The organism is Nocardioides sp. P4_G10, assembly GCF_056401175.1.
In genome coordinates this window covers 142,239-161,754 of sequence record NZ_JBFUJV010000004.1, presented here as the reverse complement: position 1 = coordinate 161,754, position 19,516 = coordinate 142,239, and the positions used below count along the sequence as shown (strand labels likewise).

Genomic DNA, 19,516 nt, shown 5'->3' with positions numbered 1-19,516 from the left:
GTTGAGGACTGTACGACACCCTCAGCCACTGCGCGCCGGTCGATGTTCCCCCACGAGAGAAGCCTCACACGCCCTTCGGTCGCCCCCGGCGCCGTCACTTGTCGGCCGAACCTCCCGCTTGTCGGCCGAAGTTTCGGCCGACAAGCGGGAACTTCCCCGGATATCCGGGGATCGCGCCGACACATCCGGTCCCGGGCTCACCCCACGCGAGCCGGGTCCCGGAGCCGTCACCGACGCCGCAGCGCCGCCTCCACGAGGGCCGGCGGTGCGTAACCCCGGTCAGCCTCGTTGAGCGTCGTGCCGGGCGGCACGATCTCGTCGATCCGGTCCAGCACGTCGGGGGTGAGGACGACCTTCTCCACCCCGAGCTGCGACTCGAGCTGCTCGAGCGTGCGGGGGCCGATGATCGCCGAGGACACCGCCGGGTGGGCGAGCACGAAGCCGAGCGCGAGGTGGATCAGCGACAGGCCCGCCTCGTCGGCGAGCTCCTGCAGCGCGTGCACGGCCTCGAGCTTCACCTTGTTCTCCGGCGACGCCGGGTCGTGCCGGGCCGGCTGGCGCTTCAGCCGGCTCGACGACACGGCCGGGTCCTCGCCGCGGCGGTAGCGGCCCGAGAGCCAGCCACCCGCCAGCGGGCTCCACGGGAGCACGCCGATGCCGTACTTCTCGGCCGTCGGCAGGATGTCGCGCTCCACCTCGCGGGCGAGGATCGAGTACGGCGGCTGCTCGGTGACCGGGCGCTCCCGCTGCCGCTTCTCCGCGACCCACTGCGCCTCGACGACCTGCGAGGGCAGGAACGTCGACGTGCCGAGGTAGCGGATCTTGCCCTGCCGGACGAGGTCGGTCAGCGCGCCGAGCGTCTCGTCGATGTCGACCTCCGGCCGCGGGCGGTGCACCTGGTAGAGGTCGATGTGGTCGACCTGCAGACGGCGCAGCGAGTGCTCGACCTCGCGGACGATCCAGCGCCGCGAGTTGCCCGCCTGGTTGGGGTCCTCGTCGTGCATGTTGCCGTGGAACTTGGTGGCCAGGAAGACGTCGTCGCGGCTGCCCTTGCGGGCCTGCAGCGCCTTGCCGACGATCTCCTCGGACTCGCCGCGGGCGTAGACGTCAGCGGTGTCGATGACGTTGATGCCGGCGTCGAGGGCGCGGTGGATGATCGCGATCGACTCGTCGTGGTCGGGGTTGCCCCACGCGCCGAACATCATCGCGCCGAGGGTCAGCGGGCTGACCTGGACGCCGGTGCGGCCCAGGGGTCGGTAGTGCTCGAAAGTCATGCTGTCTCCTTCTCGAGACTGGGTGCGTACTGGCTGGCGGGGCGCTCGAGGCCGAGGTGGTCGCGCAGCGTGGTTCCTGTGTACTCCGTGCGGAACAACCCGCGTCGGCGCAGGATCGGCACGACCTCCTCGATGAACACCTCGATCCCTCCGGGCAGCCACGGCGGCATCACGTTGAAGCCGTCGGCGGCGCCGGACTCGGCCCACTCCTGGATCGTGTCGGCGACCTGGTCGGGCGTGCCGGTGACGACCCGGTGGCCGCGCGCACCGGCGAGCCGGTGGCACAGCTGGCGGAGCGTGGGGTTCTCGCGCTCGACGATGTCGAGCACGAGCTGGAAGCGGCTGCCCTCGCTGCGCTCCTCGTCGGTGTCGATCACCTCGCGCGGGAACGGCTCGTCCAGGTCGTACGCCGACAGGTCGACGCCGGTCAGCCGGTTGAGCTGGGCGAGCGAGTACCCCGGCTGGGTCAGGTCGTTGAACTCCTGGTGCAGGTCCTCGGCCTCCTTCGCCGTGGAGCCGATGAACGGGCTGATGCCCGGGAGCACCTTGAGGCCCCGCGGGTCGCGGCCCTGCGCCTGCGCGCGGCGCTTGATGTCGGCGTAGAACTCCTGCGCCGACCCGAGCGTCTGGTGCGCGGTGAAGATCGCCTCGGCCCAGCGGGCGGCGAAGGCACGCCCGTCCTCCGACGACCCGGCCTGCACGTAGACCGGCCGGCCCTGCGGGGACCGCGGCGCGTTGAGCGGGCCGGCCACCCGGAAGTGCTTGCCTACGTGCTCGATGCGGTGGATCTTGTCGGGGTCGGCGAAGATCCCGCTCTCCCGGTCGGCGACGACCGCGTCGTCCTCCCAGCTGTCCCACAGCTTCGTGATGACGTCGACGTACTCCTCGGCCCGCTCGTAGCGGTCGCGGTGCAGCGGGTGTGCGTCGAGGCCGAAGTTGAGCGCCGCGTCGGCTGCGCCGGTGGTGACGATGTTCCAGCCGGCCCGGCCCTTGCTGAGGTGGTCGAGCGCCGCGAACTGCCGGGCGAGGTTGTACGGCTCGGTGTAGGTCGTGGACGCCGTGCCGATCACGCCGATCCGCTCGGTCGCCGCGACGATCGCCGTCATCACGGTGATCGGCTCGAGGCGGAAGCGGGCGGCGTACTGGATGTTCTCGGCCAGCGACGGACCGTCGGCGAAGAAGACGGCGTCGAACTTCGCGGCCTCGGCCCGCTGGGCCAGCTCCTGGTAGTAGGAGATGTCGAGGATCCGGTCGGTCTCGCTGTCCGGGTGCCGCCAGGCCGCCTCGTGGTGGCCGTCGGGGTAGATGAACAGGTTGAGGTGCAGCTGCCTGTCCGAGGTCACGAGGCCGCCCTCTCCGACGCCGGGTCGCGGTGGCGGTCGAGGTGGCGTGCCGGAGCGGCGTCGTGGTCGTCCTCGACGCCGAGCTCCGTGAGCAGCCGCGCCCGCAGCCGGGCGAACGCCGGGTCGGCCTGCGAGCGCCGGCCGTCGAGCTCGACGCGCGCGTCGTGGCGTACGACGCCTCCGTCGAGCACGATGACGCGGTCGGCCAGCACGATCGCCTCGTCGACGTCGTGGGTGACCAGCAGCACGGCCGGCTGGTGCACCTCGCACAGCTTGCGCAGCAGCGTGTGCATGCGGATCCGGGTGAGAGCGTCGAGGGCGCCGAACGGCTCGTCGGCCAGCAGCAGCTGCGGGTCGCGGACCAGCGAGCGGGCCAGCGACGCGCGCTGCTGCTCACCACCCGAGAGCTCGTGGGGCCAGGCCTTCTCGCGGCCGGCGAGGCCGACCTCGGCGAGCGCCTGGCGACCGCGGTCCGACGCGTCGCCGGCGCGCAGGCCGAGCGTCACGTTGTCGAGGACGCGCTTCCACGGCAGCAGCCGGGAATCCTGGAAGACGACCGACACCTTCTCGGGGACCTCGATGACACCGGTGCCGGCGACGCCGCGGTCCAGGCCCGCGAGGGACCGGAGCAGGGTGCTCTTGCCCGAGCCGCTGCGCCCGAGCAGGGCCACGAACTCACCGGGCGCGATGTCGAGGTCGAGGCCGTTGAGCACGCCACCTGCCTCGTTGAAGCTGCGGTGGAGGGACTTCACCCGCACCGCGGGTGCTACCTGGGTGCTCAGCTCGCCAGCGTACGACGCCATGACAGTGCCTTCCTCTCGATCAGTCGGACGACCGCGTCGGCGGTGACGCCGAGCAGCGCGTAGACGACCAGGCCGACGACGATGATGTCGGTCTGCCCGTAGTTGGACGCCAGCGTGATCATGTGGCCGATCCCGCTCGTGGCGTTGATGACCTCGACCACGACCAGCGCGAGCAACGACGAGGTCACCGCGAAGCGGAGGCCCAGCAGGAAGCCGGGCATCGCACCGGGGAGGACGACGTGGCGCACGAACTCGCTGCGAGACACGCCGAGCGTCTCGGCGAGCTCGGCGTACCTGCCCTCGATGGTGCGCAGGCCGTTGTGGGTGTGGATGTAGATCGGCACGAAGACGGCCAGCGCGATGGTGATCACCTTCATCGGCTCGCCGATGCCGAGCCACAGGATCAGCAGCGGGATGAGCGCGAGCGTCGGGATGGAGCGCTTCACCTGGATGGGCCCGTCGATGAGGGACTCACCGACGCGGGACAGGCCGGAGATCAGCGCGAGGATCGTGCCGGCGACGACGCCGAGGCCGAGGCCCAGGGCCGCGCGGATGCCCGACGTCACCAGGCTCTCCTGGAGGCGGCCGGTCTCGATCAGCATGCCCGCGGTCTGGAGCACCGTCCACGGCTCGGTGAGCGTGCGCGGGTCGAGCACCCCTGTGGCGGAGCCCACCACCCAGGCGGCGAGCAGCACGCCGATCCCGATGAGGCCGCCGAAGCGGATCGGCTCCCCGGGGCCGAGCCGGCGCCGGGTGGGGCGTACGTCCTCCGCCTCCGCCAGCGCCCGGGTGGGCGTGGACGGGCTGCCGGTGAGGGTCGTCATGACCCGTCCACCGCCGCCGCGATCGCCTTCTCGTAGCGGCGGTCGTAGAGGGTCTCCACGTCCAGCGGCTCCTGGTCCTGGGCCTCGACCAGCGTGTCCACGGTCTGCTGGTGGCGGGCGATGAACTCGTCCCAGCTGGTCGGCACGGTGAACTGGCCCAGCGCGTCGACGACGTACTGCGCGTCCTCGGGCGACAGGCCCTCGTGGTCGACGTAGTAGGCCTCGGCGAACTCGTCCGGGTTGTCGGAGATCCACTGCTGGGCCTTGGCCCACGCGGCGACGTACTCCTTGATCGCGGCCGCCTTGTCGGCGTCCTCGAGCACGGTGGTCGGCGTGTAGAGGGTCCACGCGTCGTCGCGCACTCCGGGGGCGATGGTCGTGGCACCGTCCTGCTCGTACTTGGCGAGGTAGGTCTTGACCAGGGTCTGGCCGAGCGGCGCGACGTCGACCTGCTTGCTGGCGAGGGCCACGGAGAAGGCGTCGTCAACGCTCTGCATCTCGACGAACTCGACGTCGTCCTGGGTCAGGCCCGCCTCGCGGAGCACGTTGAGCACCAGGGCGCCCTGCGCCTGGCCGGGGCTGTAGGCGATCTTCTTGCCCTCGAGGTCCTCGATGCTCTTCACGTCGACGCCGGGCGCGACGCCGAGCTCGTAGGTCGGGTGCTCCATMGGGTCGACCGTCTCGCGGGCGGCGACGATGCGGACGTCGGTGCCGGTCCAGTGCGCGAAGAGCGGCGGGATGTCGGCGACCGACCCGATGTCGATCGCGTCGGCGCGGAAGGCCTCCAGCGTCTTGGGGCCGCCGGTGATGTTGGCCCACTCGACGTCGATGTCCAGGTCGTCGATCAGCCCGGACGTCTCGAGGGCCACCTGCGTGGCCGGGTCGCCCACGCGGAGCACGGTGCCGTCGGACGGCGAGTCGGGCAGGGCGGCCGAGAGCTCCAGCTTCGGGCCGGCCTGCTCACCGCCGCAGGCGGACAGGGCCAGGAGGCCGGCGGTGGCCAGCAGGGCCGCTCGGGTCAGGGTGCGGGTGCGCCCTCGTCGTGGCATCAGTGGTACTCCTTCTCGGAACAGCGGACTTCAAAAGTAATGTAACTGAATAGACTTTGCCGACTTTGTGGTGACAGGAGTTCCCGTTCACCCGCGCCGACGGGTGTCGGCGCGTGCGCGGGGTCAGCGCAGGAGCGGCAGCAGCGAGTCGCCGACGCGCACGATCTCCTTCTCGTACGGCGTGTCGCTGAGCACGAAGTGGCTGACGCCGAGGTCGGCGTAGCGGCGCAGGGCCTTGGCCACGTCATCCGGCGAGCCGACCAGCCAGGTCGTGCCGGCGCCGCCGCCACCCACGCGGCCGGGTGCCGTGTAGAGGCAGTCATCGAGCACGTCGCCCTTCTCGGCGAGGTCGAGCAGCCGCTGCTGCCCGACGGCCACCCGGCGGCCGGGGTCGACGGCCCACTCGTGCTGGCCCTCGGCCATCGCGGCGACCTTCGCCTCGGCGTCGGCCCAGGCCTCCTCGGTCGTCTCGCGGACGAGGGTCGTGATCCGGAGGCCGAACTCGAGCGGCGGCAGGTCGCGGTCGAGCTCGGCGCTCAGCGTCCGGAGGTGGTCGATGCGCGCCGCCACGCCGTCGAGCGGCTCGCCCCAGAAGAGCTGCACGTCCGCCTCGGTGGCCGCGGTGCGCTGGGCCGCCTCGGAGGCTCCGCCGAAGTAGAGCTGCGGGTGTGGCCGCCCCTCGCGCGCCACCGGCTTGTGCTCGAGGGTCGCACCCTCGGCCCGGTAGTGCTCGCCCTCGAAGGTGATGTCGTCCTCGGTCCAGTAGCGCCGCACGAGCCGCATGAACTCGCGCGTCCGGGCATAGCGCTGCGCCTGGTCGCCCTCGTCGTCGCCGTACTGCGGCTGGTGGTCGGGGCCGCTCACGACGTTGACCTTGACCCGCCCGCCGCTCAGCTGGTCGAGCGTGGCGGCGGACGAGGCGAAGTGCGCCGGCGTCCAGTAGCCCGGTCGGATCGCGATCAGCGGGTTGAACGTCGTCGTGGCGGCCGCCAGGGCGGTGGCGACCGTGAAGGTGTCCGGCCGCTTCCAGCCGGTGCCGATCAGCGCCCCTCCCCACCCGTGCTCCTCGGTCAGGCGAGCGAGCGCGGTCAGGCGCGGCAGGCTGTTGTGCCCCGCGACCGTGTCGTCGAGCCGGTGCCCCGCCGTCACCTGGTTGGGGATGTACCAGAGGAACTCCATCGTCCGCCTTTCTACGCAATCTCTACTGGGTTACTAGAGATAGCACACGCGGCGGTGCTCCCCGCCCTCCCACGCCCACATGGCGATACCTGAGGACGTGGTGGACGGGAATGGGGGCCGTTCACGACCGCAGCGTCCTCAGGTGTCCGCGCGAAAAGCGGTCAGCGGCTGGCCTGAAGGAGTCCTAGCCTCGGGTCATGGACATGAAGCTGGAGCTGGTGATGGTGCCCGTGACCGACGTCGACCGGGCCAAGGAGTTCTACGAGAAGGTCGGCTTCGTCGTCGACCACGACCAGGTGGTGAGCGACGACGTGCGGTTCGTCCAGCTGACGCCGCCCGGGTCGGCGTGCTCGATCGCGATCGGAAAGGGGCTGACGCAGATGGAGCCCGGGTCGCTGGACAACATGCAGATCGTGATCGCCGACGCCGACGCGACCCACGCCGACCTCGTCGCGCGCGGCGTCGAGGTCAGCGAGGTCGACGAGCTGGCCTGGGGTCGCTTCGTCTTCTTCGCCGACCCCGACGGCAACGGCTGGGCGCTCCAGGAGCTCCCCGCCTGGTCGCAGAACGCCGGCGGCGAGGGCTGAGCCCCGCACCCGGGAGCCCGGGTCGACGCTGCTGGCCACTCCGGTCGAGACGCTGGGGAACGAGACGCAGGTCGATCGGCCCGACGAGCCTGCGGGTCGTTCCCCAAGCACCTGCTGGGCTCCTGCTCGAGCGGCAGTCCCCGCTCGGCCCAGACCTCTACCCGGGCTGGGAGTCGTCGCCCCTGCCGGGCTGCGCCTGGGCGGGAGCGGAGTCGAGCCGGTCCAGCATGTCGTTCAGGTGTCGACGGAGGCGCTGCGTGTGGTCTGCCGCCACCTGCTGGAGACGAGCGACCTCTGTCTCCCCGTGCGTGCGCTGCTTCTCCGACTCCGCCTGCACTCCGTCGGCAGTCGCTCGCGCCTCGTCCACCATCCGCGCGGCCTCGCGTCGGGCCGCCTCGACCAGGCTCGTGGCCTCGCCCTGCGCCGAGCGCACCAGCGCATCCGCCTCGTCCTGGGCTGCGGCGACGATCCCCGACGCCTCGGCCCGGGCGTCGGAGCGCCACTGATCGGTGTCGCGGGCAGTCATCTCCAGCAGTCGTGCGGCCGAGGGCGAACGCTGCCCCGGCACCACGACCTGCCCTGAGGAGTCGTCTCGATGATCGTCCGCTGCTCTGCGGGCGCCTGCGGTGTCTTCCTGGCTCAGCACGTGCGTTCTCCCTCCATCCCCCCGCGGCCGGTGTCTCCGGCAGCGTACGAGGTCGAGGCGTCGATGCGCCCCCGGGGGGACCGGGGCGTGCTCCGGGTAGCCGGGTTGACGGGACGGTGACCCAGCGTCCTACGGGGGTTCTCCGCCGGGCCACCGCCGAGGAGGACTCAACCAAGCGCGCCTGAAGGACCCTTGAAGAATTCGCCCCGCGCAGCCTGAGAAGTCCGGTCGTTGCGGAACTGTGACCCGGCGGGCTCAGACCAGCGGCGGCTGGGTCTTCTCCCGCACCTCGTCCTCGGTGACACCCGGGGCGAGCTCGACGAGCTTGAGCGCCCGGTCGCCGAGGGTGCCGGACGGGGCGACCTCACCGGTCGTCGGGTCGATCACGTCGATGACCGCGAGGTCGGTGATGATCCGCTGCACGACGCGCTTGCCGGTGTAGGGCAGGTCGCACTTGTCGAGGATCTTCAGCGACCCGTCCTTGGCGGTGTGCTCCATCAGCACGATCACCCGCTTGGCACCGTGGACCAGGTCCATCGCGCCACCCATGCCCTTGACCATCTTGCCGGGGATCATCCAGTTGGCGATGTCGCCGACCGCGGACACCTGCATGGCGCCGAGGATCGCCGCGTCGATCTTGCCGCCGCGGATCATCCCGAACGACTGCGCGGAGTCGAAGAACGACGCCCCCTTGCGCAGCGTCACCGTCTCCTTGCCCGCGTTGATCAGGTCGGGGTCCTCCTCGCCCTCGAAGGGGTACGCCCCCACGCCGAGGATGCCGTTCTCGCTCTGCAGCACCAGCTCGACGTCGTCGCCGACGTAGTTGGGCACCAGGGTCGGCAGCCCGATCCCGAGGTTCACGTAGGAGCCGTCCTGCAGCTCCGAGGCGGCCCGGGCCGCCATCTCCTCACGCGTCCAGCTCATGTCAGCCTCCCAGTCCGTGCGTCGCCGCGTCGTCCACCAACGCGTCCCCCGATGAACCAGCAGACGAGTCTGGCCCCTCAGGACGAGGTCGGGTGGTGACCCTCTCGATCTTCTTGTCCGCCGCCTGCTCCGGCGTCAGCTGAACGACCCGCTGCACGTAGACACCGGGGGTGTGGATGTCGTTCGGGTCGAGCTCGCCGGGCTCGACGAGCTCCTCGACCTCCGCGATCGTCACCCGGCCGCACATCGCGGCGAGCGGGTTGAAGTTGCGCGCGGACTGCCGGTAGATCAGGTTGCCGTGCCGGTCGCCCTTCCAGGCCCGCACCAGGCCGAAGTCGGCGACGATCGCCTCCTCCAGGACGTACTCCCTGTCACCTTCCGCGGTGGAGAACACCTTGGTCTCCTTCGGCGGCGACGAGACGATGACGTTGCCCGCGTCGTCGTACTTCCACGGCAGCCCGCCCTCGGCGACCTGCGTGCCGACACCGGTCGCGGTGTAGAAGCCCGGGATGCCCGAGCCGCCGGCGCGCATCCGCTCGGCGAGCGTGCCCTGCGGGGTGAGCTCGACCTCGAGCTCGCCGGAGAGGTACTGGCGGGCGAACTCCTTGTTCTCCCCGACGTAGGAGGAGATCATCCGCCGGATCCGCTTGGCGAAGAGCAGCCGGCCCAGGCCCCACTCGTCGACGCCGCAGTTGTTGGAGACCGCCTCGAGGTCGGCCGTGCCTGCCTCGAGGATCGCGTCGATGAGCACCGAGGGGATGCCGGAGAGGCCGAACCCGCCGACCGCGAGGGTCGCGCCGTCCGGGATGTCGGCGACCGCCTCGGCCGCGGAAGAGACCACTTTGTCCATGCCCGAGACCCTAGCGGGGGTGTGACCGCCGCCACCGTGTGGGCGGGCACCACAGTGCGGCCCGGCGGGTGTGCCGCAACGCGGGTGTCGAAGCAGTCATGGCCGGAAATGGAAGAGCCGGGCCCGGGGAAGAGGCACCCTCCCCGGGCCCGGCCAGTCTCAGTGCCGGACCTGCGACGTCATCGCTTGGCCAGGCGCTCCTTCACCTGGGCGAGCAGGGCCGCGCGGAGCTCCCCGTCGACCTTGGTGCGGACCAGCTTGCGCAGCGCCTTCAGCTCCTTCTTCGCTGCCTTCCGGTTGCCCGACCTCTCGGCCTTGCGGGCGTCCTTGTCGGCCTGCAGCAGCTTGTTGGCGAGCTTGGGACCGATCTCGCCGTCGGACGCCACGGTCTTCACGACCTTCTTCAGCGACTTGCCGGTCGCCCGGACGGTGAAGACCACCGTGCGCGAGCTGGTGTTGCCGGCACCGTCCGTGGCCGTGACCGTGAGGACGTGGCGGCCCGTGGACAGCGTCCACATCTGCCACGCGCCGGCCTCGACGGTCTCACCGTCGAGCACCGCCCGCACGCTCCGGACCCCGGACGTCGCGTCCGTCGCCGTCCACGCCACGTCCGTCGCCTTGTGGCTCGGGTAGGTGCGTGCCCGGATCCCGGAGATGGCGACCTCCGGCTCGCCGGTGTCGACCGCGAGGTCCTTCGACTGCGCCGTCTCGACGTTGCCGGCCCGGTCGACCGACCGCACCTCGAGGACCTGGCGGCCCTGCGCGGTGACCGTGAACGGAGCGGTGTACGCCGTCCACGCGCCGTTGCCGATGCGGTACTCGGTGCGTGCCACGCCGGAGCCCGCGTCGGTCGCGGCGAGCGTGACCTTCGGAGCCGTGGTGAACCAGCCGGCGCTGCCGTCGGGCGAGCCCGGGTCGGTCCGCACGGTGGTCACCGGAGCGGTCGTGTCGGCGGGCGGTCCGTCGACGGTGAACGTGAGGGACTGCTCCTCCTCCACGTTGCCGGCGACGTCGGTGGAGCGGTAGCGGACCGTGTGGTCACCGGCGCCGGTCACCACGACCGGTGCGGTGTAGGCCTTCCAGGCACCCTGGTCGACCTTGATCTCGGTCCCCGCGACACCCGAGGTGGCGTCGGTGGCGTCGAGCACCACCCGCACCCCGTTCGGCGCCTTCTCCTGCGTGGCCCCGGTCGCCGGGGTCACCGTGTCGGCCTTCACCTGCGAGGACTGGACGTCCTCGACGTTGCCGGCCTCGTCGGTCGAGCGGTACTCGATGGTGTGCTCACCGTCGGGCACCTCCACCGCGCCGTCGTACGTCGTCCAGGCACCGCCGTTGATGCGGTACTCCGTCGACGCGACGCCCGAGCCGTCGTCGTCCGCGGCGAGCGCGAAGCTCGGAGCGGTGACGTACCAGCCCTGTTCACCGTCAGCCGTGGCGGGCTGCCAGGTGAGGGTGGTGCTCGGCGCGTCCTCGTCGGCGGCCTCGACGACCACCTCGAGGCTCTTGACGGCCTCCTCGTTGCCGGCGAGGTCGGTCGAGCGGAACTCGACCGTGTGGGTGCCGGGCTCGCTGATCACGAACGGAGCCGTGTAGTCGGTCCACTCGCCCTCGTCGATCCGGTACTCGGTCGACGCGACGCCCGAGCCGCCGGTCTCGTCGGTCGCCGTGAGCGTGACCTGCACGCCGTCCTCGACCACGGCCTGGGTGGCGGTGGTGACCGGGGCGGTCGTGTCGGCCGGCGGCTCCTCCTCGGTGTCGAGGTGGAAGTAGTCGAACTCGACCGTGACCGGCTCCTCCTGCTCGGGACCGATCGCCATCACTCCGAGGGAGTTGAGCGGTCCGTCGTAGGTGATGCCGTCGCCGATGGGCGTCCAGGACGCACCCGCGGTCGACTTCACCGCGGCGGTGTACTTCGTGCCGACCTTGGTCACCTGCACCCACCAGTAGCCGCTCTCGGTGGTGTCGGGGATGTTGATCGCGTCACCGCCCGCGACGCCGTTGCCGCCCTTCTCCGCGGCGAGCTCGGCCCTGAGGTCGAGCGCGCTGCCGGGTGCGTTGTAGGCCACGATGTCGGCCTTGGCGTAGTTGTCGTCGTTGCCGTACATCAGCAGGCCGGCCAGCTGGTAGCGGTGCTTGAGCGGGGCCTTGAGCTTGGTCTCGGCCACCCAGTCACCCTCGGGCGCGTCCTGCAGGACGAAGTTGCGCGGCTGGACCGGGTTGTTGCCGTTGATGTCGCCCGGCTCCGTCCCGATCTTGAGGTGGCCGTCGGCCACCGACGCGGTGGTGGAGCTGTAGCGCACCGACTCCGCCCAGCGGCAGCCGTCCAGCGCGGTGCCGTCGAACTCGTCGTCGGCCTCGAAGGCCGGCGCCGTGCGGTCCGGCGTCACGCGGAACCAGTCGACCTCCGCCACCCGCGGCGTGGTGCCGAGGTCGCCGGCCGCCATCAGCCCGATGCGGGCAGCCGACCCGGTCTTGAGGTCGAGCGTGCCGGCCAGCGGGGTCCAGGTGGACCCGTCGGCCGAGTAGGCACCGGTCAGCTTGCCGCCCATGTTGGTGAGCCGGAGCTGGATGGTGCTCGGGAAGTTCGAGGCTACGACCGGGGCGGCAGGCGTGGTGCGCGTGCCGTTGGTCTCGGACTGGAACTCCACGAGGCGCGTGCCGTTCTGGTGCCGGACGAACGCGATCTTGTTGTACTCGTTGTCCGACTGGTGCACGACCAGGCCCGCCCACTGCCAGTGCGAGCTGTGCTCGAGGGTGAGCTTGGTGGTGGCGGTCCAGTCGCCGGCGGGCACGGGCTGGCCGGCGAAGCTGACCGGACCCTCGCTCGCCTCGTTGATGTCACCGTTCGTGACGGGCAGGCGGAGCGAGCCGCCGGCCTGGGTGATGGGGGCACCCGGAGCGTTGCGCATCGCCCACTTGGGGAGCAGCGCCGGCGAGTCGAACTCGTCCGAGACCGGGCCGGTGGCACAGGTCAGCGGCTGGCCCGGGGTCTCCGGCTCCGGCTCCGGCTCCTGCGGGTCGCTGTCGACAGCGAACTGCGAGAAGTCGGCGGTCCGGACCGCGGACTCGTGGGCCATGATGAAGAAGCCGACGTCCTGCGTGTCGCCGATGTTGGCCAGGGTCGCGGCCGTCCCGATCTGCGTCCACGTGGTGCCGTTGTTGGACCAGTACGCCGACACCTGGTCGCCGCGGCGGCTGAGCTTCAGCCACTTCGGGACCGTGCTGGTGCCTCCGGCGACAGAGGCGTTGAGCTGGCCGTTGCCGTCGGGGTCGGTGAGGAACTCCATGCCGGCCGCGCGGCGCCACGCGAGCATGGCGTAGCCGGGCGAGGTGCCGGGCTGCGTCATGTCGTTGCGGATGATCAGGCCCGCCTTGCCGGAGTTGTTGGCGAGGGTGCTGGCGTCGACCCGCACGATGGCGTCGTACTCGTCGTCACCGGCGCCCGGCTGGTAGAGCGTCGTGTACTGGTCGGTGCCCTGCCAGGCGTTGGCGCCCGCACCGGAGATGCGGAACTGCCCGGCGCCGAGCCGCTCGAACTCACCGTTGACGTTGCTGAACGGGACCAGGTCGCCGAAGAGCTCGCCCACCTGCACCTGCACGAGCCGCGAGGTCGTGGTGTTGCCCTCGTCGTCGGTCGCCCTGGCGGTGATCTCGTAGAGGCCCTCGTCGTCCGGCGTCGTCCAGTCGGCGGTGTAGGGCGCGGTGGCGTCCTCACCGATCTTGGTGTCGCCCGCGAAGAACTCGACCTTGGCGATCGAGCCGTCGGCGTCGGAGGCGTCGGCCGCGACCGTCACCTGCGCGCCGGGGTCGAGCTTGTCGCCGTCGGCCGGGGCGGTGATGGCGACCAGCGGGGACGCGGTGGGCGAGATGCCCTGGCCCATGGCCTCCATGAAGTTGAGCTTGATGTCGTTCGACCCGGTGAAGACCAGGAAGAGGTCCATCGTCTCGCTGCCCACCTCGCTGACGTCGACCGCGACGTCGCGGTACTGCAGGCCGGTCGCGGGGACCTCGGCCGTGCCGACGACGTCACCGGTCGGGCTGCCCTTGCGCAGCTCGATGGTGCCGCCCGCGGCGTTGGCCTGGACCCGCAGGTTGTAGGTCTCGATCTGGTGGAAGCTGACCGGCTCGAACTGCAGCCAGGCGCCGTCCTTGCCGACCACGACCTGACCGCCGCCGGCCGCGTCACGGCCCGGCGCCAGGGTGGCGGTGCCCGACTTGGCGTCGAACCACTCGGCCTGGCGCAGCTTCGGGAAGATCACCGCGGTGTCGGAGCCCAGGAGCGGGTTCTCGCCGTCGGCGCCACCGGTGTCGCTGTAGCGCGCGTCGATGGCGTAGAAGATGTTCTCGTCGGCCGCGTGGCCGCCGACGCTCGTGACCGTGCTGCCCGTGAAGCCGCGCGAGGCGACCAGCGGGTGGGCGTGGTCGTCGTGGCCCAGCGCCGGCTGCACCTCGACGGCCTGCGGGTCGACCGTCTCCTCCTCGGGGTCGGTGACCTTCACGTCCCAGCTGACCTCGTCACCGAAGTCGAAGAACGCGCCGTTGGGCGGGGTCTCGAGCTCGACCACCGGTCGCGTGTTGCCGACCGTGATCGGGACCGTCGTCGTACCGGACTTGTCGGCCGGGTCGGTGACGGTCAGGCGGGCGTTGAAGACGCCGTTCTCGGTGTAGGTGTGGGTGGCGGTCACGCCGGTGGCGTCGGTGGTGCCGTCGCCGTCGAAGTCCCACGCGTAGGTGAGGTCCTCCTCCTCGGGGTCGGTCGAAGCGCTGGCGTCGAAGGACACCTCGAGGGGCGCCTGGCCCGAGTCGGGCTCGGCGCTGATGCGGGCGACCGGCGAGCGGGAGCCGCTGATGTAGTCGATGCGGTAGAGGCCCGAGGTCGGGTTGTCACGGCCGTAGCCGCCGCCCCAGTCGAGGACGTACATCGATCCGTCGGGACCGAACTTCGAGTCGATCGGGGCCAGGAACGGCACGTCGGGGAGGAACGGGTTGACCTTCTCCACCTGCGACGCGCCCGCAGCCGCGGCCGGGTCCTTGAGCTGGATGTTGAACATCTTGTTGCGCGCCCAGTCGTAGAAGAACGGCTTGCCGTCGTACGACTTCGGGAACTTCGTGTCCGACTCCAGCTCCTCGTCGAAGCGGTAGACGGGGCCGCCCATGGGGGCCAGGCCGCCACCCTGCGGGATGGCACCGACCGACGAGCGGCGGTAGCCGTAGTACATGTCGGCGGCGCGGGCCGGCGGCAGGTCGGTGAGACCGGTGTTGCGCACCGAGTCGTTGACGGGGTTGGCGCAGTCGAAGTAGTCACCGACGACCGGCGGGTTCAGCGGCGTGGTGCTGCCGTAGTCGACGTCGCGGAAGGGCTCACCGTTGGGGTTCTGGCCCTGGTGGTTGCCGCCCATGCACATCGGCCAGCCGTAGTTGCCCGCACTCTTGATGAGGTTCCACTCGGCGATGCCGGCGGGACCGCGCGTGGCGGGGGCGTCGGTGCCGTTGTCGGGCGAGTAGTCGGCCATGCTCAGCCAGCCGGTCTCGTTGTCGATGGAGAACCGGAAGGGGTTGCGGAAGCCCATCGCGTAGATCTCGGGCAGGGTCTTGTCGCGCCCGGCGTCCTCGGCCTCGGGGAACAGGTTGCCGTCCGGGACGGTGTAGCTGGACCCGATGCCGGGCTGACCCGGCTCGTCGACCGGCGTGATCCGCAGGATCTTGCCGCGCAGGTCGTTGGTGTTGGCCGAGGTCTCGCGGGCGTCGTGGAAGGTGCCGGCGCGCTCGGAGAGCGGGGCGTAGCCGCCCGACGGCTCGGAGTGGGGGTTGACGTCGTCGCCGACACCGATGAACAGGTTGCCCTTGTCGTCGATGTCGAGGCCGCCACCGGTGTGGCCGGGCTCGTCAGGCAGGCGGCGGGCGGGGATCTTGATGATCACCTTCTCCGACGCGGGGTCGACCGACCCGTTCTCGAACGTGAAGCGGGAGACGGTGGACCAGAAGTTGTCGGGGTTCGCGTTGTCCGGGGACTCCGCCGAGCGGTAGAGGAAGACGTGCCCGTTGGTCGTGAAGTCGGGGTCGAGGGCGACGCCGAGCAGGCCGTCCTCACCACCGGAGTAGACGGGGAGCGACAGCACCGTGGTCACGGCCTGGGACTCGGGGTCGTACATCCGCAGCTGGCCGCGGACGAGCTCGGTGTAGAAGACCTTGCCGTCGTCGGCGACGTCGATCGCGAAGGGGGCGGAGGTGTTCTGGTCGAGCGGGATGCGCTCGAAGTTGCTCCAGACGGTGCCGCCGCAGTCGCCCTCCTCGAGGCCGGCGACGTACTTCACGCCGCCCACGAGCTCGGCCATGAAGTCGGGCTCGTCGTAGTGCGAGGGGAAGTGACCGAGCGCGGTGCCCCAGAAGCGGCCACCCTCGTAGGGCTTGCACCAGGTGATCGGGTGGTCGTAGCCCATGTTGCCGCCCGAGTAGGTCGACTCATCCATGGACTGGAGCACGTGGGCGGTGCCGCGCACGTTGTTGCTGAAGTTGTACCACTCGTCGTTGCGGGTCCAGCGGGTCACGTCCTCGGTGCCCGTGAAGTGCTTGGTGGACGGGTGGGTGGTGTCCTCGTTGCGCACGACGCCGGACGGGCCGGGGTCGGTTCCGGTGGGCGCGTGGCCGGGCATCAGCGAGCCGACCATGTTGTCCCACCAGGGGTAGTTGCCGCGCATGTCGAGCGCGTTGTGCACCGCCGCGATGCCGTTGCCTGCCGCCTGCCAGCGCTCCAGCGCCGCCTTCTCGGAGGCGTTCCATGGGTCGCCGTTGGCCTGGAAGACGAGGATCGCGTCGAACGGCGCGAGGCCCTCGTCGGTGAACACGGCCTCCGAACCACCGGCCGTCTCCTTGTGGACGACCGACACCGTCATGCCCGCCGCCTCCAGCGCCGTCTTCACCTTCGGCGTCGCCTGCGCGATGGCCGCGTCGTGCCAGTCGCCCGCGGCGTCCTCGGTGAAGATCAGCACGTGACCGTGCCCCTCGTGGGCCTGAGCGGGCAGGGCGGTGGCGACGCCGAGCAGGACGCTGCCGACGAGCGCGACCACGGCAGTCAGCGCGGTGCCGACGGTGGATCGCCGGGCGATCCRTCGTCGCGGGGTGGTGGGTGACATCCCAAGGCCTCCAGGGGCTGGTGAGTACGGCGGGTGAGTACGGCGGTGCGGGCGTGTGCGAGCAAAGAGGTGCGGACGCACGTGTGACGTGGGTCACGAGGGGTCCTGTGCGGACGTTCGCAGACTTTTGTTTGCCGGTCAAGCAAAAGACGGTCTCCGTGGACACAAAGACGCGCGTTCACGCTTAGAAGCGACAGGAACGAATCGATGCCAGATCGCTATCCTCGGCTCGTGACTGCGAGCGCCGAACGCCTCGACGACTGGCCGAAGGTGCGCCTGCACGTCGTCACCGGCAAGGGCGGCACGGGGAAGTCGACGGTCGCGGCGGCGTTGGCCCTCGCGCTGGCCACGTCCGGTCGCAACGTGCTCCTCTGCGAGGTCGAGGGCCGCCAGGGCATCGCCCGGATGTTCGACGTCGACCCGCTGCCCTACGAGGAGCGCCGCATCGCCAAGGGCGCGCCCGACCGGGACGGACGCGCCGGCCAGGTCCACGCGCTCCACATCGATCCCGAGTCGGCGCTGCTGGAGTACCTCTCGATGTACTACAAGCTCGGGCGGGCCGGGAAGGCGCTCGACCGCTTCGGCGTCATCGACTTCGCCACCACCATCGCGCCCGGCGTGCGCGACGTGCTCCTCACCGGCAAGGTCTACGAGGCGGTGCAGCGGCCCCGCGGCGGTCGGCACAAGGACCAGATCACGTACGACGCCGTGGTGCTCGACGCGCCGCCCACCGGCCGCATCTGCCAGTTCCTCGGCGTCAACTCCGAGCTGGCCGGCCTGGCGAAGGTGGGACCGATCAAGACCCAGGCCGACAAGGTGATGGAGCTGCTGCGCTCGCCGCGCACGGCCGTGCACCTTGTCACGATCCTGGAGGAGATGCCCGTCCAGGAGACCTCGGACGGCATCGGCGAGCTCCGCGCGGCGGGCCTGCCCGTCGGGGGTGTCGTGGTCAACCTGGTGCGACCGCAGGACCTCAGCCCGAGCGCGCTGGCACAGGTGCGCGACGACACCGTCGACCCGACCGCCGTGACCTCCGAGCTGACCCGCGCCCGGGTCGACGTCGACGCCGGCCTGGTGGGGTCGCTCGTCGCCGAGGCGCGCGACCACGCCGTACGACGTCACCTCGAGGACGAGCAGCGCGAGCTCGTCGCTGCCGAGCGCGTGCCCACCTACGAGCTGCCGCGGCTCGCGAGCGGGATCGACCAAGGGGCGCTCGTCGAGCTGGCCCAGCTGCTGCGCCACCAGGGAATGGCATGAAGACCACCCCACGACGTTCTCCTCCCCCGCTCCGCTCCCCCGGACAACGCCGCAGGGACCCCGAATGACGATCACCCCACCCGTGCTGGACGTCGACGCGCTGCTCGACGACCGGACCACCCAGATCATCGTGTGCTGCGGTGCCGGCGGTGTCGGCAAGACCACGACGTCCGCCGCGCTCGCGCTGCGCGCCGCCGAGCGGGGGCGCAAGGTGGTCGTGCTGACCATCGACCCGGCGCGCCGGCTCGCGCAGTCGATGGGGATCGGTCAGCTCGACAACACCCCGCGCCCGGTCGCGGCCGTCGACGCGGAGGCGGGCGGGTCGCTCGACGCGATGATGCTCGACATGAAGCGCACCTTCGACGAGGTGGTCGAGTCGCAGGCCAGTCCGGAGAAGGCCAAGCAGATCCTGGAGAACCCGTTCTACATCGCGCTGTCGAGCTCGTTCGCGGGCACGCAGGAGTACATGGCGATGGAGAAGCTGGGCCAGCTGCACCGGCAGGCGCTGGCCGACGGCAGCCACGACCTGATCGTGGTCGACACCCCGCCCTCGCGCTCCGCGCTCGACTTCCTCGACGCCCCGGAGCGGCTGTCCAGCTTCCTCGACGGCCGTTTCATCCGGCTGCTGCTCGCCCCGGCCCGCGGTCCGGCCAAGCTGATGACGGCCGGCTTCTCGGTCGTGACCAACGCGCTGACCAAGGTGCTCGGGGCGCAGGTGCTGCGCGACATGCAGACCTTCGTCGCGGCCTTCGACACCCTGTTCGGCGGCTTCCGCCAGCGCGCGGACAAGACGTTCGCGCTGCTCCAGGCCGACGGCACGGCCTTCGTCGTGGTCGCGGCACCGGAGCCGGACGCGCTGCGCGAGGCGGCGTACTTCGTGGACCGGCTCACCGACGACGACATGCCACTGGCGGGCCTGGTCGTCAACCGGGCCAGCCCGTCGGCACGCACCGAGCTGTCGGCGGAGGCGGCGATCACCGCCGCCGACCGGCTGCAGTCGGGCGACTCCTCGTCACTGACCGCCGGTCTGCTCCGGCTCCACGCCGACCGGGTCCGCATCATCGAGCGCGAGCAGCACCTGCGCGAGCGCTTCGCTGCGGCCCACCCGAAGGTGCCGACCGCGGTCGTGCCCGCGATGGCGAGCGATGTCCACGACCTCGACGGCCTCCGCGCGATCGGTGAGAGCCTGTCGAGCCAGGGCTCAGACCGAGACTGAGGGAGCCTCGACCTTGGTGCGGGCCGTCTCGAGGATGGTGCGCCACGACGATCCGGGGCGACGGCGGAGCAGCGCACGGCGCTCACGCTCGGTCATACCGCCCCAGACACCCCACTCGATCTGGTTGTCCAGCGCCTCGGCGAGGCACTCGGTCCGGACGGGGCATCCCGCACAGACCTGCTTGGCCTTGTTCTGCTCCGCGCCACGCACGAACAGTGCGTCCGGCGTGTCGCCCTTGCATGCGGCGCGTGCTGCCCAGTCCTCGACCCACATAAGTCAAACCCCACGGTGATTGTCGAGCCGGTCGGCCGCCCCCATAGCGGCCATCCCTGACTCAGAATGAAAAGTAAACGAATCTCGCCGGTCCAGGCAGAGACCGTGTGGCTCAATTCGTATAGTCCAATGTGACTATCTGGCTGCGCCGTTGGAAT

Annotated in this window: 14 protein-coding genes; 3 read left to right on the top strand and 11 right to left on the bottom strand. The window is 70.8% G+C overall.

Translation table 11 applies throughout. The annotated features are described in order from the left end of the window. Positions 1–227: 227 nt before the first annotated feature. The 6 genes from AC1DP1_RS07760 to AC1DP1_RS07735 all read right to left on the bottom strand — a co-directional run bounded on the left by AC1DP1_RS07760 (position 228) and on the right by AC1DP1_RS07735 (position 6,472). Positions 228–1,274 carry an aldo/keto reductase gene (locus AC1DP1_RS07760; RefSeq protein WP_477506373.1) on the bottom strand — a complete coding sequence of 349 codons (1,047 nt, stop codon included), beginning with the start codon at positions 1,272–1,274 and terminating at the stop codon, positions 228–230. Next, positions 1,271–2,617 carry an LLM class flavin-dependent oxidoreductase gene (locus AC1DP1_RS07755; RefSeq protein WP_477506372.1) on the bottom strand — a complete coding sequence of 449 codons (1,347 nt, stop codon included), beginning with the start codon at positions 2,615–2,617 and terminating at the stop codon, positions 1,271–1,273. The genes AC1DP1_RS07760 and AC1DP1_RS07755 overlap by 4 nt, the downstream gene beginning before the upstream one ends. Beyond that, a complete protein-coding gene (locus AC1DP1_RS07750; RefSeq protein ID WP_457189001.1) occupies positions 2,614–3,420 on the bottom strand; it encodes an ABC transporter ATP-binding protein in 807 nt (268 codons plus the stop codon). Before AC1DP1_RS07750 ends, AC1DP1_RS07755 begins: the two co-directional genes overlap by 4 nt. Continuing rightward, on the bottom strand, positions 3,396–4,244 hold the full coding sequence (locus tag AC1DP1_RS07745) for an ABC transporter permease (RefSeq protein WP_457189003.1): 849 nt from the start codon (positions 4,242–4,244) through the stop codon (positions 3,396–3,398). Before AC1DP1_RS07745 ends, AC1DP1_RS07750 begins: the two co-directional genes overlap by 25 nt. Then, positions 4,241–5,293: an ABC transporter substrate-binding protein gene (locus AC1DP1_RS07740; protein ID WP_477506371.1), complete on the bottom strand. Its 1,053-nt coding sequence runs from the start codon at positions 5,291–5,293 to the stop codon at positions 4,241–4,243. The genes AC1DP1_RS07745 and AC1DP1_RS07740 overlap by 4 nt, the downstream gene beginning before the upstream one ends. Before the next feature lie 123 nt (positions 5,294–5,416). After that, the gene (locus AC1DP1_RS07735; RefSeq protein ID WP_477506370.1) at positions 5,417–6,472 is read right to left on the bottom strand and encodes an LLM class flavin-dependent oxidoreductase; all 1,056 of its coding nucleotides are present in this window, start codon (positions 6,470–6,472) and stop codon (positions 5,417–5,419) included. 197 nt (positions 6,473–6,669) lie between these two features. On the opposite strand from AC1DP1_RS07735, the gene AC1DP1_RS07730 reads away from it, so the two are divergent. Beyond that, positions 6,670–7,059 (top strand): VOC family protein, encoded by a 390-nt coding sequence (locus AC1DP1_RS07730; protein ID WP_477506369.1) that lies wholly within the window; start codon positions 6,670–6,672, stop codon positions 7,057–7,059. A gap of 157 nt (positions 7,060–7,216) precedes the next feature. Here the strand turns inward: AC1DP1_RS07730 and AC1DP1_RS07725 are convergent, their stop codons facing one another. From AC1DP1_RS07725 to AC1DP1_RS07710, 4 genes are all read right to left on the bottom strand, one after another. Then, positions 7,217–7,585 (bottom strand): hypothetical protein, encoded by a 369-nt coding sequence (locus AC1DP1_RS07725; protein ID WP_477506368.1) that lies wholly within the window; start codon positions 7,583–7,585, stop codon positions 7,217–7,219. 375 nt (positions 7,586–7,960) lie between these two features. Further along, positions 7,961–8,629, bottom strand: a complete 669-nt coding sequence (locus AC1DP1_RS07720) for a 3-oxoacid CoA-transferase subunit B (protein ID WP_477506367.1) — start codon at positions 8,627–8,629, stop codon at positions 7,961–7,963. 1 nt (position 8,630) lies between these two features. Further along, positions 8,631–9,479: a CoA transferase subunit A gene (locus AC1DP1_RS07715; protein WP_477506366.1), complete on the bottom strand. Its 849-nt coding sequence runs from the start codon at positions 9,477–9,479 to the stop codon at positions 8,631–8,633. A gap of 179 nt (positions 9,480–9,658) precedes the next feature. After that, positions 9,659–16,612 (bottom strand): OmpL47-type beta-barrel domain-containing protein, encoded by a 6,954-nt coding sequence (locus tag AC1DP1_RS07710; protein WP_477506365.1) that lies wholly within the window; start codon positions 16,610–16,612, stop codon positions 9,659–9,661. A 231-nt stretch (positions 16,613–16,843) separates the two neighbouring features. Between AC1DP1_RS07710 and bagA the strand changes: the two genes are divergently transcribed. Both bagA and bagB read left to right on the top strand, forming a co-directional pair. Then, a complete protein-coding gene (bagA, locus tag AC1DP1_RS07705) occupies positions 16,844–17,869 on the top strand; it encodes an ATPase BagA (RefSeq protein ID WP_477506364.1) in 1,026 nt (341 codons plus the stop codon). Positions 17,870–17,933: 64 nt separating this feature from the next. Beyond that, complete coding sequence (bagB, locus tag AC1DP1_RS07700; protein ID WP_477506363.1) at positions 17,934–19,085, top strand: ATPase BagB; 1,152 nt, start codon at positions 17,934–17,936, stop codon at positions 19,083–19,085. Here the strand turns inward: bagB and AC1DP1_RS07695 are convergent. Next, positions 19,071–19,358, bottom strand: a complete 288-nt coding sequence (locus AC1DP1_RS07695) for a WhiB family transcriptional regulator (RefSeq protein WP_191194136.1) — start codon at positions 19,356–19,358, stop codon at positions 19,071–19,073. The genes bagB and AC1DP1_RS07695 overlap by 15 nt on opposite strands. Positions 19,359–19,516 lie beyond the last annotated feature (158 nt).